Source organism: Dolichospermum circinale AWQC310F (genome assembly GCF_000426925.1).
Lineage (GTDB): Bacteria > Cyanobacteriota > Cyanobacteriia > Cyanobacteriales > Nostocaceae > Dolichospermum > Dolichospermum circinale.
In genome coordinates, this window is record NZ_KE384675.1 from 59991 (window position 1) to 85182 (window position 25192).

General features: G+C 38.8%; 23 protein-coding genes and 2 tRNA genes. 9 read left to right on the forward strand and 16 right to left on the reverse strand.

The genetic code is table 11. The annotated features are described in order from the left end of the window. Positions 1 to 51 precede the first annotated feature (51 nt). A complete protein-coding gene (ppc, locus tag ACIR310F_RS0108855) occupies positions 52 to 3063 on the reverse strand; it encodes a phosphoenolpyruvate carboxylase (protein WP_051289523.1) in 3012 nt (1003 codons plus the stop codon). A 662-nt stretch (positions 3064 to 3725) separates the two neighbouring features. Here ppc and ACIR310F_RS0108860 point away from each other — a divergent pair. Continuing rightward, a complete protein-coding gene (locus ACIR310F_RS0108860; RefSeq protein WP_028083534.1) occupies positions 3726 to 6932 on the forward strand; it encodes a glycoside hydrolase family 15 protein in 3207 nt (1068 codons plus the stop codon). 107 nt (positions 6933 to 7039) lie between these two features. Next, positions 7040 to 10021: a leucine-rich repeat domain-containing protein gene (locus tag ACIR310F_RS0108865; RefSeq protein WP_028083535.1), complete on the forward strand. Its 2982-nt coding sequence runs from the start codon at positions 7040 to 7042 to the stop codon at positions 10019 to 10021. A gap of 127 nt (positions 10022 to 10148) precedes the next feature. Here the strand turns inward: ACIR310F_RS0108865 and ACIR310F_RS0108870 are convergent, their stop codons facing one another. Beyond that, on the reverse strand, positions 10149 to 11087 hold the full coding sequence (locus tag ACIR310F_RS0108870; protein WP_028083536.1) for an Rpn family recombination-promoting nuclease/putative transposase: 939 nt from the start codon (positions 11085 to 11087) through the stop codon (positions 10149 to 10151). A 289-nt stretch (positions 11088 to 11376) separates the two neighbouring features. After that, positions 11377 to 11691 carry a YkvA family protein gene (locus tag ACIR310F_RS0108875; RefSeq protein ID WP_028083537.1) on the reverse strand — a complete coding sequence of 105 codons (315 nt, stop codon included), beginning with the start codon at positions 11689 to 11691 and terminating at the stop codon, positions 11377 to 11379. A 263-nt stretch (positions 11692 to 11954) separates the two neighbouring features. Here ACIR310F_RS0108875 and ACIR310F_RS0108880 point away from each other — a divergent pair, with 263 nt between their 5' ends. Together ACIR310F_RS0108880 and ACIR310F_RS0108885 are read left to right on the forward strand one after the other, a co-directional pair. Continuing rightward, on the forward strand, positions 11955 to 12665 hold the full coding sequence (locus ACIR310F_RS0108880) for a MotA/TolQ/ExbB proton channel family protein (RefSeq protein WP_051289525.1): 711 nt from the start codon (positions 11955 to 11957) through the stop codon (positions 12663 to 12665). After that, on the forward strand, positions 12655 to 13290 hold the full coding sequence (locus tag ACIR310F_RS0108885; protein WP_028083539.1) for an ExbD/TolR family protein: 636 nt from the start codon (positions 12655 to 12657) through the stop codon (positions 13288 to 13290). Before ACIR310F_RS0108880 ends, ACIR310F_RS0108885 begins: the two co-directional genes overlap by 11 nt. A gap of 145 nt (positions 13291 to 13435) precedes the next feature. Here the strand turns inward: ACIR310F_RS0108885 and ACIR310F_RS0108890 are convergent. The 7 genes from ACIR310F_RS0108890 to rpsP all read right to left on the reverse strand — a co-directional run bounded on the left by ACIR310F_RS0108890 (position 13436) and on the right by rpsP (position 17194). Next, positions 13436 to 13507, reverse strand: a tRNA-Thr gene (locus tag ACIR310F_RS0108890). 77 nt (positions 13508 to 13584) lie between these two features. Then, positions 13585 to 13667, reverse strand: a tRNA-Tyr gene (locus ACIR310F_RS0108895). 158 nt (positions 13668 to 13825) lie between these two features. Beyond that, positions 13826 to 14602, reverse strand: a complete 777-nt coding sequence (locus tag ACIR310F_RS0108900; protein ID WP_028083540.1) for a DUF6816 family protein — start codon at positions 14600 to 14602, stop codon at positions 13826 to 13828. A gap of 71 nt (positions 14603 to 14673) precedes the next feature. Then, positions 14674 to 15081 (reverse strand): ChuX/HutX family heme-like substrate-binding protein, encoded by a 408-nt coding sequence (locus ACIR310F_RS0108905; RefSeq protein ID WP_028083541.1) that lies wholly within the window; start codon positions 15079 to 15081, stop codon positions 14674 to 14676. A gap of 60 nt (positions 15082 to 15141) precedes the next feature. Beyond that, positions 15142 to 16092: a PhoH family protein gene (locus tag ACIR310F_RS0108910; RefSeq protein ID WP_028083542.1), complete on the reverse strand. Its 951-nt coding sequence runs from the start codon at positions 16090 to 16092 to the stop codon at positions 15142 to 15144. 447 nt (positions 16093 to 16539) lie between these two features. Then, positions 16540 to 16926: a KH domain-containing protein gene (locus ACIR310F_RS0108915; RefSeq protein WP_028083543.1), complete on the reverse strand. Its 387-nt coding sequence runs from the start codon at positions 16924 to 16926 to the stop codon at positions 16540 to 16542. A gap of 7 nt (positions 16927 to 16933) precedes the next feature. Next, positions 16934 to 17194 carry a 30S ribosomal protein S16 gene (gene rpsP / locus ACIR310F_RS0108920; protein ID WP_028083544.1) on the reverse strand — a complete coding sequence of 87 codons (261 nt, stop codon included), beginning with the start codon at positions 17192 to 17194 and terminating at the stop codon, positions 16934 to 16936. 68 nt (positions 17195 to 17262) lie between these two features. Here rpsP and ACIR310F_RS25430 point away from each other — a divergent pair, with 68 nt between their 5' ends. Next, a complete protein-coding gene (locus ACIR310F_RS25430) occupies positions 17263 to 17451 on the forward strand; it encodes a hypothetical protein (protein WP_155963708.1) in 189 nt (62 codons plus the stop codon). A gap of 51 nt (positions 17452 to 17502) precedes the next feature. Here ACIR310F_RS25430 and ACIR310F_RS0108925 read toward each other — a convergent pair whose 3' ends face one another. Then, positions 17503 to 19812 carry a S8 family peptidase gene (locus ACIR310F_RS0108925; protein WP_028083545.1) on the reverse strand — a complete coding sequence of 770 codons (2310 nt, stop codon included), beginning with the start codon at positions 19810 to 19812 and terminating at the stop codon, positions 17503 to 17505. 68 nt (positions 19813 to 19880) lie between these two features. Here ACIR310F_RS0108925 and ACIR310F_RS0108930 point away from each other — a divergent pair, with 68 nt between their 5' ends. From ACIR310F_RS0108930 to ACIR310F_RS0108940, 3 genes are all read left to right on the forward strand, one after another. Then, positions 19881 to 20297, forward strand: a complete 417-nt coding sequence (locus ACIR310F_RS0108930; RefSeq protein WP_028083546.1) for a XisH family protein — start codon at positions 19881 to 19883, stop codon at positions 20295 to 20297. Continuing rightward, positions 20285 to 20620 carry a XisI protein gene (locus ACIR310F_RS0108935; RefSeq protein ID WP_028083547.1) on the forward strand — a complete coding sequence of 112 codons (336 nt, stop codon included), beginning with the start codon at positions 20285 to 20287 and terminating at the stop codon, positions 20618 to 20620. The genes ACIR310F_RS0108930 and ACIR310F_RS0108935 overlap by 13 nt, the downstream gene beginning before the upstream one ends. 187 nt (positions 20621 to 20807) lie before the next feature. Further along, positions 20808 to 21413, forward strand: coding sequence for a hypothetical protein (locus ACIR310F_RS0108940; RefSeq protein WP_028083548.1), 606 nt, complete (start codon positions 20808 to 20810; stop codon positions 21411 to 21413). A 259-nt stretch (positions 21414 to 21672) separates the two neighbouring features. Here ACIR310F_RS0108940 and ACIR310F_RS0108945 read toward each other — a convergent pair whose 3' ends face one another. From ACIR310F_RS0108945 to ACIR310F_RS0108960, 4 genes are all read right to left on the reverse strand, one after another. Then, positions 21673 to 22356, reverse strand: coding sequence for a Uma2 family endonuclease (locus ACIR310F_RS0108945; protein ID WP_028083549.1), 684 nt, complete (start codon positions 22354 to 22356; stop codon positions 21673 to 21675). Positions 22357 to 22531: 175 nt separating this feature from the next. Continuing rightward, positions 22532 to 22741: a type II toxin-antitoxin system HicB family antitoxin gene (locus ACIR310F_RS0108950; protein ID WP_028083550.1), complete on the reverse strand. Its 210-nt coding sequence runs from the start codon at positions 22739 to 22741 to the stop codon at positions 22532 to 22534. After that, positions 22738 to 22962, reverse strand: a complete 225-nt coding sequence (locus ACIR310F_RS0108955; protein WP_028083551.1) for a type II toxin-antitoxin system HicA family toxin — start codon at positions 22960 to 22962, stop codon at positions 22738 to 22740. Before ACIR310F_RS0108955 ends, ACIR310F_RS0108950 begins: the two co-directional genes overlap by 4 nt. A gap of 351 nt (positions 22963 to 23313) precedes the next feature. After that, positions 23314 to 24183 (reverse strand): LynF/TruF/PatF family peptide O-prenyltransferase, encoded by an 870-nt coding sequence (locus ACIR310F_RS0108960; RefSeq protein WP_035367793.1) that lies wholly within the window; start codon positions 24181 to 24183, stop codon positions 23314 to 23316. 64 nt (positions 24184 to 24247) lie between these two features. On the opposite strand from ACIR310F_RS0108960, the gene ACIR310F_RS21900 reads away from it, so the two are divergent. Beyond that, positions 24248 to 24922, forward strand: coding sequence for a transposase (locus ACIR310F_RS21900; RefSeq protein WP_231387446.1), 675 nt, complete (start codon positions 24248 to 24250; stop codon positions 24920 to 24922). 124 nt (positions 24923 to 25046) lie between these two features. Here the strand turns inward: ACIR310F_RS21900 and ACIR310F_RS27575 are convergent, their stop codons facing one another. Further along, on the reverse strand, positions 25047 to 25190 hold the full coding sequence (locus ACIR310F_RS27575) for an anacyclamide/piricyclamide family prenylated cyclic peptide (RefSeq protein ID WP_414534258.1): 144 nt from the start codon (positions 25188 to 25190) through the stop codon (positions 25047 to 25049). Positions 25191 to 25192: the final 2 nt, after the last annotated feature.

A 25192-nucleotide genomic window follows, 5' to 3' on the forward strand; every position in this document is an offset into this window, starting at 1 on the left:
TTTGTTTCGCGCAAAGGAAGAAATAGAATGTTTCTTCCTTATTGTATTGTATCAACCAGTATTTCTCATTCCTGCTGCAATACCGTTAATGGTTAATAATGCACCTCTGAGTAATTCTCCTTTGCTGTAACGAGAGTGAATTACGCCAGTTGTAGGTGCATTTTTGGACTGACGTAGGCGTTTTAGGAGGGAAACTTGGATAAATCCTAAAGGGACAATTGTACCATTTCTTAATTGTACAGAACGTTGTAAAATTGGATCACCATCTAATAGTTTTTCGTGTCCGGTGATTTTTAAAACTAAATCTCTAGTCAGGAAAAATTCCTGAGAAATTTGTTCAAAAACATTTTCAAATCTAGTTTTGTCTTCAGGGTTAGATAATTCGTTGACATAATGACGTGCCATTTCCATGTCCACCTTTGCTAAGGTCATTTCTGCTTTAGAAATCACCATTTTAAAGAATGGCCACTTTAAGTAAAAATAGCGCAGTAATTTCAAATGTTGCTCTGGTTCTTCGTCCAGAAATTTTTGTAAAGCTGTACCAATTCCATACCAAGAAGGTAATAAGAAGCGGGTTTGTGTCCAACTAAATACCCATGGGATAGCTCGTAAACTGCTTAAATCTTTTTTACCAGATGGACGACGGGCCGGACGAGAACTAATTTGTAATTGGCTGATTTCTTCTATGGGTGTAACCTGGTGAAAGAAGTCAATAAAATCAGGTTGCTCATAGATTAGGTTACGATAATGCTGACGAGAAGCATGAGCTAATTCTTCCATGATCTCATTCCAAGGTTCAATATCATCAAACCCTGTCCCCAATAAACTCGCTTGAATTACTGCTGTGGTGATAGTCTCTAAGTGATATAAGGCTAAATCTAATAAAGAGTATTTAGAAGCTAATACTTCCCCTTGTTCGGTGATTTTGATCCGGCCACTAATACTGTTACCTGGTTGGGCTAGAATTGCTTCATAAGCAGGACCGCCACCGCGACCCACAGACCCCCCGCGTCCGTGGAAAATCCGCAGATTTACACCATAACTTTCAGCAATTTTCTGGAGTGATTTTTGGGCTTTATGAATTTCCCAGTTACTACTTAAAAAACCAGAGTCTTTGTTACTATCAGAATACCCTAGCATTACCTCCTGTAAGTTAGGACTGAGTGTAGCAATAGATGGATTTGTTTGTGATCCTGTATTGTTAATTGCAGCGTAGCCTCCAGCCAGCATAGCACGATACAAAGGCAGTTCAAACAATTGTCGCATTACACTTCTGGAACGTTGTAAATCTTCTACGGTCTCAAATAGAGGTACAACGCGAATTGTCCCCACCGCAAGTACAGGGTCAAATAAGGTTGATTCTTTGGCTAATAGTAAAACTTCTAGCACGTCGCTGACTTCGCGGCACATACTAATAATATAAGTTTGACAGATATTGATACCAAATTCCTGTTGCAGCGATCGCAAAGTACGGAAGGTTTGAATAACATCATTGGTTTTTTCGGAAAATGGTAATTCAGCGGGAATCAATGGTCTACGAGTTTGCAATTCTGCGGTTAACCAAGCTATTCTCTGTTCTTCGGATAATTCATGGTAAGATTGGGGTAAAAGCTGCAAATATTCCAGAATTTCATTAATTGCGTCAGCATGACGAGAGGATTCTTGACGAATATCTAATTGCGTGAGATTAAAGTCAAATATTTCTACTTGACAAATCAGATTTTCTAACTCTCGACAACTTAAACCTGTTTCCCGCAAGTTGCGTTGAATTAATAACAATTCCGCTAAAAATTCTGTACCGGACCGGTATTTATGTGCATCTTCATTTTGCGGCGTTTCTCGATTATATAAAGCTAAATTTCGATCTCGTGTATTTTCTAGTCTTTTCAGTATATAAGATAACTTCAAACGATAAGGCTCTTGACGAAACCTTAAAGCTAAAGAGTCATAAACGCTACTTAACTGTGATTGATCTAACTCCAGAGATTCCAGTAAATCTGGCAATACATCACTCCACTGCATAGACACGCTCAGTAATGTCACTAATTCTTTCACGGATTTAATATACCGCTCTAAAACCATTTTCCGTTGATAACAGGCGGTTTTCCATGTTACTTCTGGTGTCACGGAGGGATTACCATCTCGGTCTGAACCTACCCAAGAACCAAAGGAGCAGAAATTTGTCCCTGGTGGTTGTAACCAGGGAAAAGTTTCCTCTAGGGAGTATTTGAAGCGTTTATATAATTGTGTAATTCCATCAAATAAAACTTCTTGAAAGTAGTGAAGGGCATAGTCTACTTCATCTAAAACCGTCGGTTTGAACTGATGCAACTCATCCGTACGCCACCAGAGACGAATTTCTTCGAGTAACCTTTCTTTGATTTCTACTGTTTCCCAGGGATAACTACCAGCACGAGTTGTGCTATCATCCATTTTTTGTAGAAGATGTACCACCTGACGCTGTTTATCCCGGATAGTATGACGGACAATTTCCGTCGGGTGTGCGGTGAAAACCAAGCGGATATCCAGTTGAGAAATGAGGCGTTGAATTTGCTGTGGAGGAACATTCAACTGAAATAATAGGGGAAATAAAGCCGCAAAACTGCCTTTTTGCTGAGTTTCCGGTGTCATTAAATCGCTACCTACTTCTTTCGTAATCAGTACATCTTCCTCCCGTTGGTTAGTAGTATAAATGATACTGGGAAAAAGTTTTTGTTCAGGTTGAATTGCATAGCGGGTTAATTGCTGTTTTTGCTCGTATTCCTGCTCAATAATATTAATTAGCTGAAAATAGAGCGCAAAAGCACGGGCGGCGCGAATAGCCTCATTGATATTCAATTGTTCAATCAATTCTACAGCTGAGGCGGCTTGGTGATGTGTGGCTTGTCCTTCCGGGGAACAGAGATTCCGCAGTTGACGTAATAAATCTACCATTTCCTGACCACATTCTTGCCGGAGAACCGTTTCCCACAATTCCTCTACTACTTGTAGACGGTGACGTAAGAATAATTCCGAGTGTAGCACCGGAGAATCAATATTTTCAGCTTTCATACTTTTGATCATACTCATAAGATACTCAAAATGTCTAATCTACCTTGTTTTGAGTATCCAATATTAAGCTGTTAGCTTTTTTAGGAACTACTCACAGGTTAATTTTACTTTTAACTGCTTTTGGTTTATTTTCAATCGGAAGAGGTAATTTGAATAAACCACTTCACTAAATGCCTGCTCATCATTTTAAGACAAAGTTCGCCTGCACTCAACAGCAAACAGGAGAAAAGCTATTTTCAGAATATTTAGCCTGTTGTCATTGACTCAGGCCATGGGAACTAGAATACAATACAGGGGACAGGGAACAGGGAATAGGGAACAGGGAACTCTTAACAGGGAACAGGGAACAGGGAACTATGAAATTCCCGAATTGAACCTTTAAAACTCTTACCTTTGCGTCTTTGCGCCTTTGCGTGAGACTAAAATTCATACCCTGAGTCAGCAACGCCGTTTTTTTATTCATTACAGGGGACAGGGAACAGGGAACAGGGAATAGGGAACTCTTAACAGGGAACTATGAAATTCCCGAATTGAACCTTTAAAACTCTTACCTTTGCGTCTTTGCGCCTTTGCGTGAGACTAAAATTCATACCCTGAGTCAGCAACGCCGTTTTTTTATTCATTACAGGGGACACCAACAAAGTTAAATTTTTTACCAGTTTATCATCAGCATAATGAACATATCTACCACATTAACAACCCGCTTAGACTTTTATTATCAAGAAATCAAAACAATTATTTTAGCGCGTCAAAATCCCATGACTGGCTTATTACCTGCGAGTACCGCTGTGACTGCTCATGGTGATTATACAGATGCCTGGGTGCGAGATAATGTGTATAGTATATTAGCCGTTTGGGGTTTAGCTTTAGCATATCGCAAAATAGATCATGATGGTGGTCGCACTTATGAACTAGAACATAGCGTAGTTAAATTAATGCGGGGTTTGTTATTTGCTATGATGCGACAAGCTCATAAAGTAGAGAAATTTAAATATACACAATCTTTATTAGATGGACTTCACGCTAAATACAATACGTCCACAGGTGATATTGTAGTTGGTGATGATGAATGGGGACATTTACAACTTGACGCTACATCTATCTTCTTGTTAATGTTAGCAGAAATGACCGCCAGTGGCTTATCAATTATTTTTACATTAGATGAAGTTAACTTTGTTCAAAATCTAGTTTATTATATTGGCAGAGCTTACCGGACACCAGATTTTGGAATTTGGGAACGGGGTAATAAAATTAATCATGGTAATGCAGAATTAAACGCCAGTTCTTTAGGAATGGCTAAAGCAGCTTTAGAAGCAGTAAATGGACTAAATTTATTTGGTGTTTATGGTAGTCAAGCCTCAGTAATTCACGTTTTACCAGATGAAATTGCGAGAGCAAGAATCACCTTAGAATCTTTATTACCCAGAGAATCAGGTTCTAAAGAAATTGACGCGGCGTTATTAAGCATTATTAGTTATCCCGCTTTTGCTGTCGAAGATGATAAATTACGAGAGCGAACCTTTAAAGAAATTGTGAGTAAATTAGCCGGAAAATATGGCTGTAAACGCTTTTTAAGAGATGGACATCAAACAGTTTTAGAAGATACCGAACGTTTGCATTATGAACCTGGTGAATTGAAAGAATTTGCACATATTGAATGTGAGTGGCCATTATTTTTCACTTATTTAGTTCTGGATGGTTTATTTCGCGGTGAACAAACACAAGTTGAGAAATATCAACAACTTTTAAAATCACTATTGGTAGAACAAAATGGATTACAACTATTACCAGAACTGTATTATATTCCTGAAGAAAATATAGAAGCAGAAAAATTAAATCCCCAAACTCAATTAAGATTACCTAACGAAAATATTCCCTTAGTTTGGGCGCAAAGTTTATATTATTTGGGAGAAATGTTAAGCGAGGGTTTAATTTCCTTGGGAGATATTGACCCTTTAGGTAGACATTTAAGCATAGGGAAAAAACGCAATTCCTTAGTACAAATTGCTTTAATAGCCGAAGACGAAGAATTACAAAATCAGTTAGAAATATATGGAATTGAAACCCAAACACCTAACCAATTAGCACCAATTCAAGTCAGAAAATCTGAGCAAATTTCGCAAATTTATACCCAAATTGGTAGAAATGATCAATTAGGTTTAACAGGCCGTCCTCTGCGAAGACTGAGAAGTTTAACGACATCAAGATTTTTTAAAATTCAAGATCAAACAGTGGTATTTTTACCATCATTTTTAGATTCTCAGCAATTTTATCTAACTCTTGATTATCACTTTTTAGTAGATCAAATTAGAGGAGAATTAGCTTATATTCAAAAATATTGGAGTGATTTAGGTCGTCCGACTTTGACCTTAATGATTACTCGGACAATGCTAGAAACTGGTGCAGAAGCATTATTAGAATTAATGCAAGAACTCAAAGATGGTATTTGTCATGGAGTGCAGGTAAAATTAGGAAAATTAAATCAATTAATGCTGACAGCCGCAATTCAAAAAATTGATTTTTTGTCAGATATAACATTATCTCAATCATCAGTAATTAATCAAAAAATTCGTTGTAATTATCTGACTTCCCATTTAGAAAAAAGTTGGTCTTTGGGACATACTCAAGAATTTCAAATGGAATGCGAAACGAACTTAAATTTATTATTACAATATTTGCGTTCATCGGAAAATATCTATGAACAGATTGAATTACTGCAAACATTAAGTCGCTTACAGGGTTTAGAATTTAATACAGGTTATGGAGGTCCAAATCATAAAGTCACTGTAGCTGATTTACTGGATGAAGTTTACAACAAAGCCGGCGATTTAGGGATTTGGGCGGTGGTACGACGGGCTGCGGGTTTACGTCAAATGCTTGATATTGGCTTATCAGACGCGGTAACAAGTATTTTGGTGCAAGGAAAGCAAATTGCAGTCGGGAGGGCTTATAGTCAGGCTTCTTTGATGGTTGTTCCCATGTCTGCAAATGAAATTGCTGAGAAAATCAATAACTTCTGTCGTGAAGATATCCGCGACCGGGTTTTAACACAAGAAATTCTCATTTATCTTGGTGTTTTAATCAAATCTGAACCAAAATTATTTCGCGGTTTTATCACATTAAGAGTCGGTTATCTGATTCTTTTAATTACTAGCGAAATAGCTAGAGAATTTAATCTCACCCAAGATGAAGCTTATGAAAAATTAATGGAGTTATCACCTTTTGAAGTGAAAATGCGTTTGCGTCAAGTGTTAACTGGATATAGTGGTGTAAGTAATTTATTGCGTCAACAGGAATCATTGCACGTCAAACAAAAAGAAAGTGATATTGCTTGGGTTGTGTTACCTGTAAATAGTGAAGAAATAGAAGTTCCTCCCCATGGTTGGCGCAGATTTCGTCAAGCAGAAGGCGCATTAAATCGTGTACCCAAGAACTTTTTTAAACAAGTTTGGCTATTAATGCAGCATTGCAAAGGTGTAGTCATTGGTGATAAATTAGAACGCCGGAATCGTTTAGAAAGTGAAATTATGCTTTCAGAAATGACCGCAGGAGAAAGAAATTTTGCTTTATTAGTTGAACATTTACTGAATAAAATTGAAGCCCCTGAATATCGCCAAGTCAATGTAGAAGCCCTGATGGAATTGGCTACAATTGTCGCTAATAACCCAAACTTACAAATTGAAGAATATATCGTTTTAGATGTGTTAATCGGTCACGCAGTGCGGTTAGCGTGGTTAGAAAATCATCCCCATCGTCAAGATAATTATGATGAAGATAAAGCTCGTGCCTGGCCATCATTTTATAATAGTTCTCCTCAAGATTGCGCTAATTATATTTTGAAGGCCTTTAGGTTCTTAACGGAGTTTGTAAAAGATGTTTAAACTCAGATTTTCTGCCTAATGCCTAATATTATGGTAGGCTGTTACCCAGAACAGGTTTGACTATATTATATAACATAATATAACTCAGTGAGAGAAAGGATTTGGTTATGGCACGAGATCAAGCTTATCAGGAAGCAGAGGAACGCATTGAAAAGGCACGGCAAGAGGGAGCAATAGTACTCGATCTCAGCAAGATGAAACTCACTGAGATCCCAGATGCGATCGCTTCCCTGACTCAGTTACAAAGGCTTTACCTCGGCAACAACCAACTGACAGCCATCCCAGATGCGATCGCTTCCCTGACTCAGTTACAATGGCTTGACCTCCGCAACAACCAACTGACAGCCATCCCAGATGCGATCGCTTCCCTGACTCAGTTACAAGGGCTTTACCTCCGCAACAACCAACTGACAGCCATCCCAGATGCGATCGCTTCCCTGACTCAGTTACAATGGCTTGACCTCCGCAACAACCAACTGACAGCCATCCCAGATGCGATCGCTTCCCTGACTCAGTTACAAGGGCTTGACCTCCGCAACAACCAACTGACAGCCATCCCAGATGCGATCGCTTCACTGACTCAGTTACAATGGCTTGACCTCCGCAACAACCAACTGACAGCCATCCCAGATGCGATCGCTTCCCTGACTCAGTTACAAAGGCTTTACCTCGACAACAACCCCCTCAATCCTGAACTTTATGCCGCCTACGAACAAGGAACTAAAGCTGTATTGGAATATCTGCGGGCAAAAGCAGAAAAACAAATCATACTCAATGAAGCCAAACTAATCTTGATTGGTGAGGGTGAAGTGGGCAAAAGTTGTCTGTTAGGGGCATTGCGAGGGGATGAATGGGTGGAAGGTCGCCCCACAACTCACGGCATTGAAATTAAACCTGTCATTGTCACAGATCCCGATAGCGGTACAGAAATCACCTTGAATGGTTGGGATTTTGGCGGTCAGAGGGTTTATCGTCCCACCCACCAGTTATTTTTCAGTGCGCCAGCCGTGTATTTAGTGGTCTGGAAACCACGGGAAGGACCCCAGCAAGGTTTTGTCAAAGAATGGATTACCCTAATCAAAAATCGAGAACCGGATGCCAAAGTATTGGTAGTTGCCACTCACGGCGGACCAGGACAGCGACAACCAGATATTGACAGACAAGAAATTCTGGATCAATTTGGTCAAGATACAGTTTTGGGTTTCTTCCATGTAGACAGCAAACCCCCAGGAAATACAACAGATTGCCCTGGTTTAGTAGAATTAAAAGCCAAAATTGCTCGTATTGCGGCATCTCTTCCTGAAGTTGGGCGTTCTGTTCCTGCTAAATGGCAACAGGTACGGGAAATCTTGAAAACCAATGATCAAGCCTATCTCCCCTACAATGAGGTTATTGCCATCTGTGCTGAACAGGGAATTGATCAACAGCAAGCAGATTTATTCCTGGCCATTTCCCATAGATTGGGTCATTTTATCCATTACCATTACGACTCTGTACTCCGCAATATCGTCATCCTCAAACCTGACTGGTTAGCCAAGGCAATCAGCTTTGTATTGGATGATGAAATAACACGCAAACGTAACGGTTTAGCAGCATTTGACCATCTCAGCCAATTATGGAGTCATCCCCCATTTGAAGGAGAAGAAGGTTATCCGAAAGAACTCCATCCAGTATTTCTGGGACTGATGAAACGCTTTGATTTATCCTATGAAGTGGTTTTTAATCCATCTGAACCTAGCAATACCAGCTTGATTGCTCAACTTGTTCCTGATACACGCCCAAACAAATTACCAAATTGGGGAGAACAACCAGAACCCGGAGACAAACAACAAGTACAAATCTGTCGCATTGTGGACAGTCGGGGACAGTTTGCAGTGGCAGAAGGATTGTTTTATCAGTTGATTGTCCGCTTACATAAATATTCACTAGGACGGAATAATTACGAAAACAGCATCCACTGGCAACGGGGCTTAATGCTGGATAATGACTACAACGGTCGCGCATTAGTGGAGTATGTTGGCACTGATGTAAAAATTACAGTGCGGGCGGCTTATCCAGAACGCTTTTTATCCTATCTCACGGAAGAGATTAGATGGCTAGTTAAAGATTTCTGGGAAGGTTTGCGTTGTAACGTTATGGTTGCTTGCGTTGCACCTTGCGGCATGAATCCACCTGGAAAGGGATTATTTGAAGTCCAGAAACTAATTGAAAGCAAAAAAAAGAATCGTCATGAGTTTCCCTGTCCTATTACCGAGTGTGATGAATGGCAAAATATTGATTGTTTGCTAAATAACGCACCCACAACTCCACCTCCATCACAAATATTTGATATTGACCAAGTTCGAGATCTTCTGAAAACTGTTGTAGGAAATGAGTTAAAAAATGAGTTAAAAACTGCTGTAAAAGTCATCCGCGAAGATTTAGTTAGGTGCGATAGTCTAAATGAAAACCGTTTTCGGGAATTGTCTGACGAACAACGTATTGCTCTTAGCAAAATTGATCAGCAGTTTGCAACATTCATGCAAATGCTCACAGATGAAGCTAAAGATGGACCTCGTTTGTTTAGCTTTAAACCCATTGAGCCGAGATTTTTGGATAAACCTAAATGGATAAATGCCAAATTTCAACTTACCCTTTGGTGTGAACACGCCCGTCAACCACTTCCAGCCTTAAATCCTAAAGATCCAAAGAAGGGAGTTTATGAATTAGACTTACCCCGTGAGTGGTTTACCAAAGCAATTCCCTATCTCAAAATTTTAACAGGAACTCTCAGCTTAGTATTACCTGTAGCGGGTTCAGCAACTAAGTTTATGTTAGATGACACAGCCTACAAAGCTATTGAAGAACAACTTGATTTAGGACAAAAAACCATTGAATCTACCTTAAAAGGCGGTGATATGGCTTTAGCTGAAACGTCTGATCAAGCTTCCTTTTCAGAAGGTGATGTAATTCGCGCCCAAGGCTCAATTTTACGGGAATTACACGCCCTATTAAAAGCAAAAGATTCTAGTTTTGGTGGTTTAGAACGAGTGCAAAATAAACGCCGGGAATTTCTCTGGGTTCATCCTCAATTTGTAGATGAATACTAATTTTTGAGATTAATTTTCAAACCCAAAAATTCCTGTATTTATCACGATCAGGAATAGCTATTCCTAGATCGTGCTTCGCGCAATCTGCACATAAATTCGCGGTTGAATACAGATGGAAACCGCGCTTCTACTTCTCAGAAACCTCTAAATTTTGCAACCAACTAACCAAATTATCTAAACTCGCAAAATCTAACAACACCTCAGTTAAATCTTCCAATTGTTCCAGAGATAACTTCTCAATCTGCATTTTTAGCTGACTAGGAACTTCCCCGAATTTTTTAGATAACAACCGCAGGATAAGAGTTACTTCTCCCTCCTGTATACCTTGTTGTATACCTTGTTGTATACCTTGTTGCAGACCTTGTTGCAGACCTTGTTGTATACCTTGTTGCATACCTATTTCTGTCGCTTCTTCTCTTAGTTCTTGATATAAGCGAGTTTGCTCAAAAGTTATACCTAACATTGCTTCTATCTCCAAACGACTTAAACGAGTAAACCGATAAGACATTATCGTGGTAATTATTTCTAATATGGCACGACTATCCGCTGGTGCTTGTAACTCCTGTTGACAACGGTTGACTAAATATCGCGCTGCTGCTGGCGCTTTCTTTTGGTTGAGAGTTGTTAACACTAACAAACTCACATCAAGGGGTAATTGTTCAAATTCTCCCAACTCATTCAAATATACTCGATGTACTTGTTCCGAACTCAAAAGTGCGCGATAGGGGTGAATATCCCCTTGTTCTATACTCCGATTTGGATAAATTAACACCGCTTGCCAATCTTGAAAACGCTCCCTATTTCTGTAAAAATAGAGAAACAACTCCCCAAATAAACGTTCATACAGTCGCTCATCTCTTTGAAATTGTACCTCACAGAAATAAACAACTCCTGGTGTTTCCGTTTCCGGTGGTAAAAACACCCCATCAATTTCAAACTTTGGTTCTTTTACCGCTACCGAATCAAAGCGATAACTAGCCGCATTTGCTGGAGGATTTGCCAATAACTCAAACAGTAGGGTTGGGTATTTTTGAAATAAATAATAAAAAATAGAGTCACGCCGCATATAAAAGTAGAAATCACCTTTTCATATATATTACCAGGAATAGCGTCGCTATCCATTTTGTGATTTTCATGACGGCGGAGATGGAAATTTTTAACAGATTACAAAAAACCTATATAGGCCAGGGTAGAGCATTCCTAAATCCTGACCTATAGAAACAAACGATTAAACCACTTTGTTAACCATACCTCCAGTCAGTTTGATAACTCTTAGATTAGGAAGTGCAATAGCAAAGCTGACCTAAGGTATGGTATCGCTTTTTTGCATCTAAAATTCCGTTTACATCCCAACACTACTTAACAGAAACAGAATCAACGTCCACAGTCCCCCCAGTAGGAGGCGCATTATTAACTGTACTGCTGGTACTATTTTCTACATTCCCTTTTTTAGTTTTCCAACCATCAATTACTAATCCCGAAACTTCAGTAACGAATAAAGTTAAAAGTAAAACATCATCAATTTGACCAATAATAGGAATAAAATCTGGAGAAATATCCAAAGGGCTGATTAAATAGGCCACCGTACCAATAATTACCCACCAACGGTATTTAGGATTACGTAATGTATTCCGATACCATGTATAAAGGGATTGAATTGAGAAGTTCATACTCTTAACCTCCAGTGATTTTTTTATTTTGGCAAATAATCCTCTAAAATCCCGGTGGGAATAACCGCCATATTGTGTATAGAAGATGTTAATCCTTGGTAATTAATGAGAAAATTTTGTGAGTATTGCATTACTCTTGAAAATGAAAATGCTTTGATTACTAGTGATGGAGTGAGGAAACTTAAACAGTGGATATTTCAGATTTGTTGAATAAGAGCGGAACCTCTATAGTTTTTGATTTGTTCAAGAAGGGCGGTCCTTCTATGTGGCCTTTGCTGGTTTTATCAGTGCTGTCACTAAGTGTGATTTTTGAACGTTTTTGGTTCTGGTTACAGATTCTTACCCAGGAAACAGAAATAGTTAATCGTGTTTTGGATGCTGCTGGTGAGAATTGGGAAATAGCCGAAGCAATTGCTGAAAAAGCAAGAAATCAACCTATTGGTAGGTTTTTATATGCACCTTTACGCCTAAAGAAAAACGATCCAGAAACCTTTAGATTGGCGCTAGAATCAACCGCAGCAGACGAAATAGCAGGAATGCGACGGGGGGAAAAACTTTTAGAGGCTGTAATTGCTCTCTCGCCCCTGCTAGGATTGTTAGGTACAGTCTTGGGTTTGATTCATTCCCTGAGTTCAATTCGTATTGGTGATTTAGGTACAGAGTCTGCTGCTGGTGTCACAACTGGGATTGGGGAATCTTTGATTAGTACAGCCGCAGGATTAATAGTAGCAATTACTAGTTTGGTATTCTACCGCCTATTTCAAAGTTTTGTTGTTAACCAAGTCAAGGTTTTCAACAAAGCGGGAAATGAATTGGAATTACTCTACCGTCAGTACCCTCCTGATCCTAATAAAATGAATTTAGGGATAGTCTCAAATGAAAAATCATTTCCCAACAATTCTGTAGTTGAGTTAGAGGAGACAATTGATAATTCCCCCTTGAACTCTTTAGTAGAAGAAGAAGATGAAAGTTAAACTAGATAACCCCTCTGAAGACGTTCAGATTCAAATTATCCCCTTAATTGATGTTGTTTTTTGTATTCTGACATTCTTTTTATTAGCAGCTTTACAATTTACTCGTCAACAAGCAATCAATGTTGATTTACCTAAAGCTAGTACAGGTACAAGTTCTGCTGCTAATTCCCAAACTAAAAATAACATTTTACCCGTGACAATTGATGCTGTGGGGATGACGTATATAGAAAGAGAACCTGTAGGTCGGGAGGAATTGGAATCGCGTTTAAAGCAATATATCCAAACAAATCCGGAGGGAATTTTAGTATTGAATGCGTCACGTACAGCAACTTATAATGATGTTATTCAAACATTAGATTTGCTACGGAAAGTGGGAGGAAATCGGGTATCTTTGGGAATTATTCCCGGATCATCTCAACCAATGACAAATTCACCTAGCTTCCCTGCTATTCCTGTTAACCCAGGAATTAACCCGTCTCAAAACTTTAATTATTTACCACCCGATAACCCAAATCTAGTTCCTGCTCCGGGAAAGGGAATAACTCCTGGTATTTCAATTCCCAGCAACACTTTACCGCAAGCACCTGTAAAACCAGAAAAGAATAATTCTTCTCCTGAGAATTAATACCATTTCACCAAAAATTTTGGATGTTTATATCTCTCCATATTCTTCTCAATTATGAGTTTATGGGGAGATTTTTATTTACATCTCACTGTTCTTTCTGGCTCGTAATTTTCCAACTCGTAGCTAGAATATTTACTTTTAAACAAGCCCGTGACGAGGATTGAACTCGTGACCTCACCCTTACCAAGGGTGTGCTCTACCACTGAGCCACACGGGCGAAACTGAAACCAAGAATTATAGTGCTGTGTGTTTTATCATTACACAGCAATTATAATTCCTAACATCGGTAAGAGGTGGGCCGGGCTGGATTTGAACCAGCGTAGGCGTAAACCAACGGATTTACAGTCCGTCTCCATTAACCACTCGGACACCGACCCGTTTGTGTCCCACGCTTAACTATAATAGCAATAGTTTTTAAGTTTGGCAAGGGGTTAGAGAAAATATTTTTCATAAAACCTCAATCCCTTACCCCAAGCCAGTTTTCCCAGTTGCTCACAAGTACAAGCGGGGTTAAATACCATTTTGACCTGAAAGTTCAGCTTGGGGGGAAAAATTCTAGGCGATAACGATATAATGCCACTGGTCGAGAACCTGCGGTAAAATAATCAGGATCTTGGGGGGAAAGATAGACAGCGGTAACTTGGTCTGCTGTAATGGTTGGGGAAGAGGTGGAAAGTTTTTGGTAAGCGGTGGTTGATTCTACAGTATTTAAATAGGGACGAGAACCACCTTTAAATAATTGTTGAAAAACTTCGGAAGTGATGAATTGATGTTGTGATATTCTCTCTGTAGCGCGAGCAGTGACAAGAGAAATTAATTGACGTTCACCCCGCAAAAATGTAATTTGACGATTAGGAGATTCAGGATCTACTTTTGATGATAATACAGCTTCATCTCCTAAATAGGCTCTGGTTAAATTTAAACTATTAAATTCTCTATCAGCTACTAATATTGGTGTTTGATTTTGGAAATAAGCAAGAATTTTTAAACCCGAATTAGTTGGTTTAACTTTCACAAATCTCACTAAAAAACTAATTGGTTGATTTAATTGACTGCGATTATTTTCAAAGCCGGGTGTGATTATATTCGGTGCTAACGGTGCTGCTAAATCTACTAATGTACTTGTTACTTTCCACCTACCAGCTATCCAGTCAGGGTAGACTAAATCTCCCTCTGCTGGTTTGACTGATGTTAATTTTTCCCATTGGGGGAATTTGGCTAAATGTTCTGCTAATTCTCCCGCTTGTGCTTCGTTATTTCCTAAAAACAATAAAAGCATTAAGCAACAACTAATAATTATTTTGATCAACATATTCAATAATTCAAGATTAAACCTACTCCCCGACTTATCAAATACGTCGGGGATCTGAAAGAAACGAAAAATTACAAAATTTCTAAGGGTAAAGGTTGCCAAATTTCGCCATATTTTTCTTTTAAAATTTGCCAAGCTTCTACTTGTCCTGGTTCATATTCTCCGGGTTTACCCCATTGCAAAAATAGGCTTAATGCAGGTTCTAATTTTTCGTCTATAAACCGAATTGCATAAGTTGTAAAATTCCCTCTTTTGGCTTCACCTGTTTCAAATTTCACTTGGGTGATTTTGTCCATGTTTAAATGAAATTCAAAGCCTTCGGTGTGCATATTTGCATATTTACCTTTTGGTAATTCTGCGTAAAATAGCTTTTCTATTTTCCCTCTCGCTTCTAAAACAGCAGCGCTACTGGTGACAATTAACCGCAAAGTTCCTAAGCTTTCACAAGCTTCTAAAAATTCTTTCAATGTTGTTGTCATATTTGTTAATTTTTTACTAGTGAGTGTTCAATTTCAGATTGATAACCAATAACTAATTTACTACGTTTCATATTTCTCATAAGCAGCAACAATGCGCTGTACTAAAGGATGACGCACTACATCTTTCTGAGAAAATTCACAAATAGCAATCCCTTCTACGTTTTTTAAAATTTGTAAAGCCACATCTAATCCCGATTTTTGATATGGTGGTAAATCAGTTTGCGTAATATCACCTGTAATCACCATTCGGGAGTTAAAACCTAAGCGCGTCAAAACCATTTTCATTTGCGCCGGTGTAGTGTTCTGGGCTTCATCAACAATTATAAAAGCATTATTTAAGGTTCTTCCCCGCATATAGGCCAGTGGTGCAACTTCGATGATTTCCCGCTCGATTAAATTGGGGACTTTTTCCGGGTCTATAAACTCATTAATGGCATCATAAAGGGGACGCAGATAGGGATTAACTTTTTGCTGTAAATCTCCGGGTAAAAAACCGAGTTTTTCCCCGGCTTCCACTGCGGGACGAGTTAAAATCAACCGTTCAAATTGATTACTAAGTAGGGCTTGAACTGCGACAACTACAGCCAGATAGGTTTTTCCTGTTCCCGCAGGACCAATACAAAAGGTTAAATCGCGTCTGCGAAGCGCGTCTATATATTGGCGTTGGTGAAAGGTTTTAGCGCGAATTTCTAACCCCCGACGCGTTTTGGCCAGGATATCGCGCTGTAAGTCCTGTAATTGGTCTTCTGTATTGGTATCGAGGGCTTGGCGGGCTGTGAGAATATCAGCACTAGAGATATTATTACCTTGACTCCACAAATTTTCTAGCGATCGCACCAATTTCTTTACTAATTCTACCTGTTTTGGTGTTCCAGAAATTAATAATTCTTGTCCCCGCAGAACTAAATTAGCTCCTGTTTGTTGAGATAAAAACTTGATATTAGCCTCACTATATCCTGCTAAAGCGATCGCACTGGACATATTAGGCAGTTGGATCAAATCATCTGCCATATTATTCTTGAATTGGGTGAAAGGTTGTTTTTAACAAAATAATATTTTCCTATTCAATGTAAATTTAAAATTGTATTATGTAGGGGTAACGTCCCCGTGCCTACCCCGATATGTGGGGCAACCACAGGGGGTTTGCCCCTACGTAATTTATCGGTTGAGGGATTTTTAAAATGTTCAATTAATTTTGCTCAGGTACTTAACTTGCCGTTAATTAATATGTTTATGATTGGGAAATAGGCTGACAACACTTGTTAATTCTTGGCTGGTAAATCCGCAATAAACACGGAATTATTAGCCAAGATTTGACAAGACTGTTGTCTCCCGTCTCCAACAATCTCAACTGACTACTTGACAAGGGCGGAAATTAACCAAATACTAAAAATTCCTAAAAAGCTTATTGAATCGGCTTTTTTTAATTTTTAATATTTAATTTTCATGCAGCTGATATTACCGCAAACGTGGTTTAACAACAGGTTTGGGAATATTACTCTCTCTTTCTTTCGATTTGGGTGGTAGTGTCCGCTCTTCCTGTTCTTCATCAAAAGACATACTTTCCCGACCTGGGGAAGCACCACCATAGATATCCAGGTATACTGATTGACCAGCTAGTTCTGCTGCGGCAGCAATTACAGAGCGAATTGCCTGGATATTGCGTCCCCCTCTACCAAACACTTTTCCCTTATCTGTAGTATCAAAAGCAATGCGTACCCAAGCCCGCTTCAGGGTTTGAGATATTTCACAATCAACCCTTAAAGATTCTGGAGATTCTAAAAACGGCTGCACAAGAAACTTCACCAGCCCAACATAATTGGGACTGGTTGCTAGGGATTTAATCTCAAAACTATGATGCGGCTGTTGCACTGACCTGTTCAAAAACGTTAGCTTTTACGAGAATACGACGAACTGTATCGGTAGGTTGAGCGCCTTGTTGTAGTCGCTTAACGATACCAGGAATGTCTAATTTTACTTCATCTGTTCTGGGATTATAGAATCCTAATTCTTCTAAGGGGCGACCGTCACGACGGGCCAGGTTGTTCATAGCAACAATCCGGTAACTTGCTTCGCGCTTTTTGCCAAATCTTTTTAAACGCAATTTGATCATTTTGAGAACTGTTTCTCCTGTTCCTAGTTAGTGAGTTTGCAACTGATTGATGAGGAAGTGACTGGGTTATGACACCCGCGTTCACAATTTCCGACACTCAAACGCTAATTTTAGCACTTCCTGGCCGTGAATGGCTATTAGTTAGTTGTCGGTTGTCAGTTGTCGGTAAGAAAGATATTCTTTTAAGCCCCATGCTCCCGTGGTTTCGGGATAAAACAGTTGTAGCACCTCAATCTTTCCTCCATTATCTGCACTGATTCATTATAAACAGTTTTGATAAATTCTAGGTCTTGAGCTAGACTAGGTGCTTATTTCCGCACAGACCAAGAGCGAACTTGACCTAAAGTTACAGGAATGCGATCGCTCACGTCAATGGTAAATAGATAGACTTTTTTAGCTCTGCGGCCATTTTCCGGGTCAAAAAACTTTAATTTCACATCCCAACAATCACTATTAATGCGACAGAAAGGACTTTTTTCCACTTCAATACTATCAAGCTGCATCCCTGTAGAAATAGCTTGAGAAAAACTAGAAGCAGCTTGGAAAGCATTAGTTACAGAAAAATTCAGCGCCCGATCTTTAGCAAATTGTCCTAAATTTTGCAAATCATAGTAAACTCGATTTAAGAAACTACTCAAAGCCTTTCTCATAGCCATTTCTTCGGCTGGTGCTGTGGCTTCCGTAATTACGGTTTGCATTGCCATATCTACTAAACTATTGACTTTCCAGCCATACATTCCCCTAGTATTAGTTAAAGTAATTACAGGCACAACTTGACCAGAAAATAATTCCACAGTTCTATCTGTTAATCTTGCAGGAATACTCACCCGTTCTACAAAATCATCACTATCTTCTAGTTGAATTTGTCCCTCTAACATAGCAATTAGAGTTTCATAGATATCTGCGGCAAAACCGCTTACAGGTTCTAAAGCATAAATAGGAGTCAGTTCTTGGTTGAGAGTCCAAATTAAAGGTTTAGCTTCGGCGGGATTTTCTGATAGATAATTCACCATTTGCCGGCTATCATAGGGATTAGCAGGGATAATTGCCCCGTCCATATTCACTGCTGGCATTAATTGTTTAAACGAGTCCCTTCTGGCTTCATTACCAAAATCATAACCAATAGTTCCTAAAGCATAAACCAATTTAGAAGCGGCGCTAGGGGTGACACCTTGAGTTATTTCACTTCGTTGTTCTCGTTCCCAGTCTCCGGCTGGGAATGCCGTCTCCAAGGCTCTGCCTGACGGTATAGTTAGAGGCACAGCCTCTAATGTAGCATTCCCAGGTTCTACCTGGGAACGAGAGATTCCTACTCCCCTCTCCTCATAGGAGAGGGGTCGGGGGTGAGGTTCTTGTACTCCCTCATAGGAGAGGGGTCGGGGGTGAGGTTCTTGTACTCCCTGGTAGGAGAGGGGTCGGGGGTGAGGTTCTTGTACTCCCTGGTAGGAGAGGGGTCGGGGGTGAGGTTCTTGTACTCCCTGGTAGGAGAGGGGTCGGGGGTGAGGTTCTTGTACTCCCTGGTAGGAGAGGGGTCGGGGGTGAGGTTCTTGTACTCCCTGATAGGAGAGGGGCTGGAGGTGAGGTTCTAACCTTTCTCCCGTCAATAATTGAAACGCACCGGGAATATTCAACTTACCTAATAAACACCGTTCCGGTTCTTCCACCTCTTCCGGGTTACAGGGAATAGCACTATTTAAAATCGCTTCCCGCACTGCTTCCGCATTGGGTTGTTCACCCCGTTGCAATTGCATACTCATTAATAAAGCAGAAATACCTGTAACAATGGGTGCAGCGCAACTTGTACCTTTTTCTCTGATAGGTTCTTCCGTTCCCGGTTGTGCGCCTAAAATATTTTCACCATTCGCCATTACACCCTTATTTTGATATTCTCCCCCATAATTACTAAATTTAAACGGTTGGCCATCATCTCGCATTGCACCCACTGTAATCACACCAGGAAGAATAGAGGGAATACACCAACATTCCCCTTTATCATTACCACCAGGGGCAATAATTAACATATTATTGTCTTGGCATTGTTTGACAGCACGGGCAAATAAATCTGGTGCTACTCCGGTTTGGGTAGGGTGACAAGCAGCGATATGGATAATATTCGCTCCCCATTGCCAAGCGGTATTAATAGCGTGGGTAAGGTTGATAGGGGAAATAAAATCATCATTAGCGAAGGAAATAGGAATATTTAATGCTGTACATAAAGGGGCAATACCAGGGGCGGGTGTGCCGTGTTGCCCTAAAATTGTGCTAGAAATGTGAGTAGCATGACTGGATAATTCAATGCGTTGTCTAATAGCTGGAGGGAAAGGTGCAAAAAATGCCTCCCGTTCTTTTTTTGCACCTTCTTTATCGTGGTCGGGGTCGTCTTTTTTGTCTTTTTGTTCTTTGTTAAAATCTAAATATAAATTGAGATAATAATAGTATTCTTCGTTAAGTTCAATATCTTCTGACCAGTAGGGTTTAAATTGACTAAATTTTGCCCCTTGAAAACAACTGCGTTCTAAATCTGCTGAACCATCAAGGATAGCAATTTTAATGCGAGGGTCGCCTTTTGTGCGTGTCCAAATTTGGGAGATTCCGGGGATGTCGGTAAGGTTAGGCATGGTTTTGATTGTGTTGTTGTAATTGATGTTATAATTATGGGTGAAAAGTCTAATTTTTTATAAAGTTAATGCCAGCTAAAGATATTTTTCATGATGCTGTTAGGATAGGGTTAGAAAAAGAGGGTTGGGTGATTACAGATGATCCTTTAAGAATTCGCTCAGGTAGGGTTGATATGCAAATTGACTTGGGAGCAGAAAAAATCATAGGTGCTGAAAAAGGAGAGGAAAAGATTGCAGTTGAGATTAAAAGCTTTATTAGTTCTTCCAATATTTCGGAATTTCATACCGCTTTGGGTCAATTTCTTAACTATCGTCTGGCTTTGAAAGATCAGCAACCTAACCGTTTTTTATATTTAGCAGTTCCTCTGGGAGCTTATCAAACATTTTTTAACTTGCCATTTGTAGAAACCGCTATTGAGCATTTCCAACTCAGCTTGGTGGTTTATGACCCAAACCATGAGGTGATTGTAACATGGAAAAAATAGAACAATATCGTACATATATCCAAGCTTTATTAACTGAATATGCTCAGGGAAGTCCATCGGATCATGAGGTAGAAACGCAACTGATTTTTGACAAAGAACGGGATCATTATCAGGTTGTTTATACAGGTTGGAAAAATCGCAGACCGATGTATGGTTGTGTTTTGCATTTGGATATTAAAGATCAGAAAATTTGGATACAACATGATGGAACTGAAATTGGTATAGCAGATGAATTAGTTAAATTAGGAGTGCCAAAATCAGATATTGTTTTAGCATTTCATGAACCTTTGGTGAGACAATATACAGGTTTTGCTGTTGGTTGATTTTCATATATAGCAGGGAACAGGGAACAGGGAATAGGGAACAGGAAACAGAGGTAAAATTCCTTCTGTGTCTGGTTTTTGGTTAAATTCTCTATCTCATTCAAGTGCATACCGCTATAAGATTTTCACATAAGATTTTTACATGAATTTTAGATCATTTTTGGAAATATTTACATTATGTCACATTATGTCATACAGTGATTTTACCCTCAGAAAAGTCAAGCAAACCTTTGGCATAAATACCATTGAAGATCAAAAGTTTCTGCCAGAAATCCAACCAATAGCTGCTAGTGCAACCCTGACTGATTTTTTAGCGGAAAGTTTACCATTAGCTATAGCGACAGGAAGTGAAAAAGCACGTTCTGAGTTAATCATTAGTCCGGTTTTACTAGAGGTTCGTAAGATTTTACAAAGAAAAATTAGTCTATTCTCTGGTACAGATTTTACTGTAGATTCGGCTTTAGGATTGAATGGAGTCTGTGATTTTGTTCTCAGTCTTTCAGCAGAACAGTTAGAAGTGGAAGCACCCGCAGTGATGATTGTGGAAGCTAAAAAATCAGACTTAAATCCGGGTATTGGCCAGTGTATTGCGGAAATGATTGCTGCTCAAAAATTTAATGAAATTAATAATCAATCTATTCCTACAATTTATGGTAGCGTAACTAATGGTACTGTTTGGCGATTTCTACAATTAACAGAACAAACTGTAACAATTGATTTTACTGATTATCCCCTTCCTCCTGTTGATGTCATTTTAGGAATTTTAGTTTGGATGGTAACTGCTGCTAATTAAATAATTGTCACCAATAGGGGTTTAGCAATGCTCATAGGTGTCAACTTAGGCTAAAAATGTCTTATCTGTTGGCTGACAAACCCGCCCAGAAATGAATTTCCGGGCTAATAGCGAAAGTAAACTAAAGTTTACTGAAAATTTTCTGGGTTATTTAGTCATCTGGAGATGACTTTTGCTATGAGACTGGGAATAAATTCCCAGTCAGGCTATGGGTTTTACGTTAAGTTGACACCAAAAATCCTGGATATCCTGATTCTGACTAACTAGATAATCTACTAATAAAATCCTCATGTTCTGGACTTGCTAAACCCTGCTGTAAAACAGCTAATACTGTACCTAAATCTCCTCCTAATAATGCTATTTTATCTAACCATAAACCGGGGAATACTTGGGAACAAATTATATTATCTGCATTGGCTTGAAGTTGAATATACTCTCCTTGTTGTAGCTTAAACCAATCAAATTGATAGTCATAAACTCGCCAGATTAAATATTCTTGGACTTGATTACGACGATAAACTTTGAGTTTTTCATGTAAATCATAGGAAGCACTAGAAGCAGCAATTTCTACTATTAATTCTGGCGCACCTTCTACATAATCATCTTTATTTATTCTTGATTGTCCTCCTGTTTCAATTCTTAATAAAGCATCCGGTTGTGGTTCGTTATCTGTATCTATTAGCACTGTGGCATTATCGGCGAAACCTATGCCCGGTGTAGCTGCTTTATAAACTCCCAGCCAAGTCATAATATAAGCATGGGGTTCTCCATGACTTTTGATTCTTAATGGTGATGCCACGTAAACTACTCCTTCAATTAATTCGGCTTTTTTCAGATTCGGCATGGCATGATAACGCCGTTCAAATTCATGACGGGTTAATTTGTCGCCGTTTTCTAGGGGAGGAATAGTTAAGATGGGAGAAATTGCAGTAGTAGATATCATAAAATTTGCTCAAATTTTGCAGAAAATGAAATTGTCACCAATCAGGATTTCAGGATTTACAGGATGTTACCCAACATTTCGGTGATTTTGTGATTTAATGTTGTTGGGTTGCGCTGTCGCTTAACCCAACCTACATCTAACCTATAGATATCATTATTGTCAGATTATGTCTTTTTTAAGCTATATTTTGTAATATTTGAGGTTGGGGTATGGGCTTACCGATTTGATTATAGCCATACACCAAATCTTCTAACACTTCCTTGGCATTTTCTAGAGCTTCTTCATAGCTTTCTCCGTGGGTTTTAGCATATTTTCCCCACTCAGGTAAAAAGGCAATATAGACTTGATCTTCTTGGGACCATTGAATTAAAATACTATATTTCATAGTTCATCTCCTTTTTCTAATTGTTCAAGTTCTTTGATACTTTCTATTATATCTTTCTCTTGATAAGGTTTTGCATCTTTGCTGTCTTTGCCAGATAGAACTACAGGTTTTGGTAAAAGTGGATGAATCCAGTAAGAATGACTACCTTTTCCCCGCTTTGGTAATAACGTAAATCCTGCTTTTTGCAACATCTGTTTTAATTCTCTAATTTTTTTGGGCATTTAGTTTTATTTATTTGGACTTCTGGAAATTGCATTTGAATGATGTTATTCAACGTTTTGGTGATTTTGTAATTTAATGTTGTTGGGTTGCGCTGTCGCTTAACCCAACCTACATCTATCGGGTAAGTTAATAGTTATGGGAATTGTCATAGAAAATACGATGGTTGATTACAATTATACTTTAGATAATGTTTGGGATGAATTTCTTTGTTATTTTTTTGTCTGAATCAGGATGTCCAGGATTTAAGGATTTACAGGATGTTATTTAAACCCTGTAGGTTATTTTGACGGATGTTACCCAACATTTCATTTTGATTATTTTGTTGGGTTGCGCTGTCGCTTAACTACATTCTAAATAAGATAATATAAATTCATTTTTTCAATTGTCCCTCCTAGCAATTGTTTTTCTTGAACAGCAACACACATCTCGCGCATGGGTTGTTGTTGGTAATAAGCATGAACTCGACGTGCAGTATCGTTAACGGTAAAGTAATTGAGAAAATCATTGAGATTTTTTAAGTAAAAGTACACTACTTTATCTGCATTAGCTTTAGATAAACCAACACAAATGCGACTACAAATAGGTAAAAATTGTAATGCTTGGGGTGATAAAACAGTTGCTAACCGTTGCTGGATATCAAATATTTGAAATTCTTGGTTTCTAATATAAGGGTAAAGTTCAATCTCACTACGACCATCTAAAGATAAATCAAAACCTATATGTAAGCTATTACTGACAAGTAAATTATAAATATTTTTATCTAAACCACCGTTTAATGCTATTGCTGTTTTGATTTTTTCTGGATAATTTTTAATAGTAAGAGCGATTTTTAATTTTGTTTCAGATAATTCTTGTCGTGCATCAATTCCCACCATGAATTCTGTCATTTTATTAAAGTCAAAATTTTCACCAAAAAATTGCTGAATTAAAGAATAATTAATTTGCACATCAATTCGTGATTCTACTTTTTGGAAAAACTCATAAACTACATTAAGTTGTTTTAAGTTTTTTAGAGTGAAGCCAATACCAAAACGAGCAGGGTAAAGTTTGTCTAGCTCAATTTTACAAGAAGATTCGAGAGAACAATTTTCTGATGTCGTTTCTATTTGGTTAACAAAGCTATCAAAAATATCTAGAGGATAAAAATTTTTGATCTCAAAGATTTGCTTGTGAATGCCAATGTAATAGATTTTTTTACCACTTTCTAATAATGTTGTCATTGCCAATTACCATTGATGATTTTACAGTAAAATGAGAATTTGATTTAAGCAGTAAAAACTGGAAATGCCTAGAAAACCTCGAATTTTTAAACCTGGATACTCTTATCACATTACCACCCGTTGCAATAACCGTGAATTTAAACTTTCACGGAGGGAATGTCGGGAAGTGTTTCTTTATGCGATAAAAAAGGCTTTGAATAAATTCAATTTCCAGCTTTATGCTTTGTGCATTATGTCAAATCATGTTCATTATTTGATTGCACCTAAACAGCCAGAAGAGTTACCCAAAATTATGCACTTCCTCAACTGGTACACGGCGATGTGTTTTAATCGGATGTTAAGAAGAACAGGACACTTTTGGGAGAAACGATATTACTGTGATGGATTTCCTTCTTCAGATAGAGACAGAGCATTAAATACTTTACGGTATATTCATGGTAATCCTAAAGCTGCAAAAATGCGCCAGAGTTTTTTCTATGACTTCAGCAATTATGGCAGTTATGAATCCTTAACTGATGATGGTTTAACTCAATGGCATCCGGCTTTTTTACGACTGGGAAACAGCTTAGAAGAATGTGCCAAAAAGTATAAAGGCTTTTGCCAAAAGTATAAACCCAAGGAGAAAACCCCGACCCAATGCCACTGGGGTAGTAAGCTGTTGGCTGGGGTTCATCTCACAAATCAGGGTTCAACCACCAACCCCAAAAAATCTAAGTCCAGTTTTCCACCACCCCCGTGAGGTCCAATCGGAAACCCCCGAACTGACAAGGATTGTCCGTCAATTCATCGAGGCGAACCGTGGGACAAGGGATGTAGAAACAGACTTTTGATATTTTTTGAGGTGAGTGGTAGAATGGGGTGACTTACTCCGCGTCGTCGCCCGCAAATGGCGGCCAACTCGTTCCGTCGTAATCGGGGTGCTTGGTTGAGGGTGTAACCAGACCGCTTTGATCCTTAGCGGTAGAGATGGTTTCGCGTTCTACGGGAGCAACTTGTTGGGGGCGGATGT

What these genes read in the sequence shown, in the direction of transcription:
- ACIR310F_RS0108940 (WP_028083548.1), top strand. Translation starts at nt 20,808, where the DNA reads ATGTCATACAGTGATTTTACCCTCAGAAAAGTCAAGCAAACCTTTGGC.
- ACIR310F_RS21900 (WP_231387446.1), top strand. Translation starts at nt 24,248, where the DNA reads ATGCCTAGAAAACCTCGAATTTTTAAACCTGGATACTCTTATCACATT.
- ACIR310F_RS0108860 (WP_028083534.1), top strand. Translation starts at nt 3,726, where the DNA reads ATGAACATATCTACCACATTAACAACCCGCTTAGACTTTTATTATCAA.
- ACIR310F_RS0108910 (WP_028083542.1), bottom strand. Translation starts at nt 16,092, where the DNA reads ATGGCAGATGATTTGATCCAACTGCCTAATATGTCCAGTGCGATCGCT.
- ACIR310F_RS0108960 (WP_035367793.1), bottom strand. Translation starts at nt 24,183, where the DNA reads ATGACAACATTATTAGAAAGTGGTAAAAAAATCTATTACATTGGCATT.
- rpsP (WP_028083544.1), bottom strand. Translation starts at nt 17,194, where the DNA reads ATGATCAAATTGCGTTTAAAAAGATTTGGCAAAAAGCGCGAAGCAAGT.
- ACIR310F_RS0108935 (WP_028083547.1), top strand. Translation starts at nt 20,285, where the DNA reads ATGGAAAAAATAGAACAATATCGTACATATATCCAAGCTTTATTAACT.
- ACIR310F_RS0108880 (WP_051289525.1), top strand. Translation starts at nt 11,955, where the DNA reads ATGTGGCCTTTGCTGGTTTTATCAGTGCTGTCACTAAGTGTGATTTTT.
- ACIR310F_RS0108865 (WP_028083535.1), top strand. Translation starts at nt 7,040, where the DNA reads ATGGCACGAGATCAAGCTTATCAGGAAGCAGAGGAACGCATTGAAAAG.
- ACIR310F_RS0108870 (WP_028083536.1), bottom strand. Translation starts at nt 11,087, where the DNA reads ATGCGGCGTGACTCTATTTTTTATTATTTATTTCAAAAATACCCAACC.
- ACIR310F_RS0108925 (WP_028083545.1), bottom strand. Translation starts at nt 19,812, where the DNA reads ATGCCTAACCTTACCGACATCCCCGGAATCTCCCAAATTTGGACACGC.
- ACIR310F_RS0108955 (WP_028083551.1), bottom strand. Translation starts at nt 22,962, where the DNA reads ATGCCCAAAAAAATTAGAGAATTAAAACAGATGTTGCAAAAAGCAGGA.
- ACIR310F_RS0108905 (WP_028083541.1), bottom strand. Translation starts at nt 15,081, where the DNA reads ATGACAACAACATTGAAAGAATTTTTAGAAGCTTGTGAAAGCTTAGGA.
- ACIR310F_RS0108930 (WP_028083546.1), top strand. Translation starts at nt 19,881, where the DNA reads ATGCCAGCTAAAGATATTTTTCATGATGCTGTTAGGATAGGGTTAGAA.
- ACIR310F_RS0108950 (WP_028083550.1), bottom strand. Translation starts at nt 22,741, where the DNA reads ATGAAATATAGTATTTTAATTCAATGGTCCCAAGAAGATCAAGTCTAT.
- ACIR310F_RS25430 (WP_155963708.1), top strand. Translation starts at nt 17,263, where the DNA reads ATGACACCCGCGTTCACAATTTCCGACACTCAAACGCTAATTTTAGCA.
- ACIR310F_RS0108885 (WP_028083539.1), top strand. Translation starts at nt 12,655, where the DNA reads ATGAAAGTTAAACTAGATAACCCCTCTGAAGACGTTCAGATTCAAATT.
- ACIR310F_RS0108945 (WP_028083549.1), bottom strand. Translation starts at nt 22,356, where the DNA reads ATGATATCTACTACTGCAATTTCTCCCATCTTAACTATTCCTCCCCTA.
- ppc (WP_051289523.1), bottom strand. Translation starts at nt 3,063, where the DNA reads ATGATCAAAAGTATGAAAGCTGAAAATATTGATTCTCCGGTGCTACAC.
- ACIR310F_RS0108900 (WP_028083540.1), bottom strand. Translation starts at nt 14,602, where the DNA reads ATGTTGATCAAAATAATTATTAGTTGTTGCTTAATGCTTTTATTGTTT.
- ACIR310F_RS0108875 (WP_028083537.1), bottom strand. Translation starts at nt 11,691, where the DNA reads ATGAACTTCTCAATTCAATCCCTTTATACATGGTATCGGAATACATTA.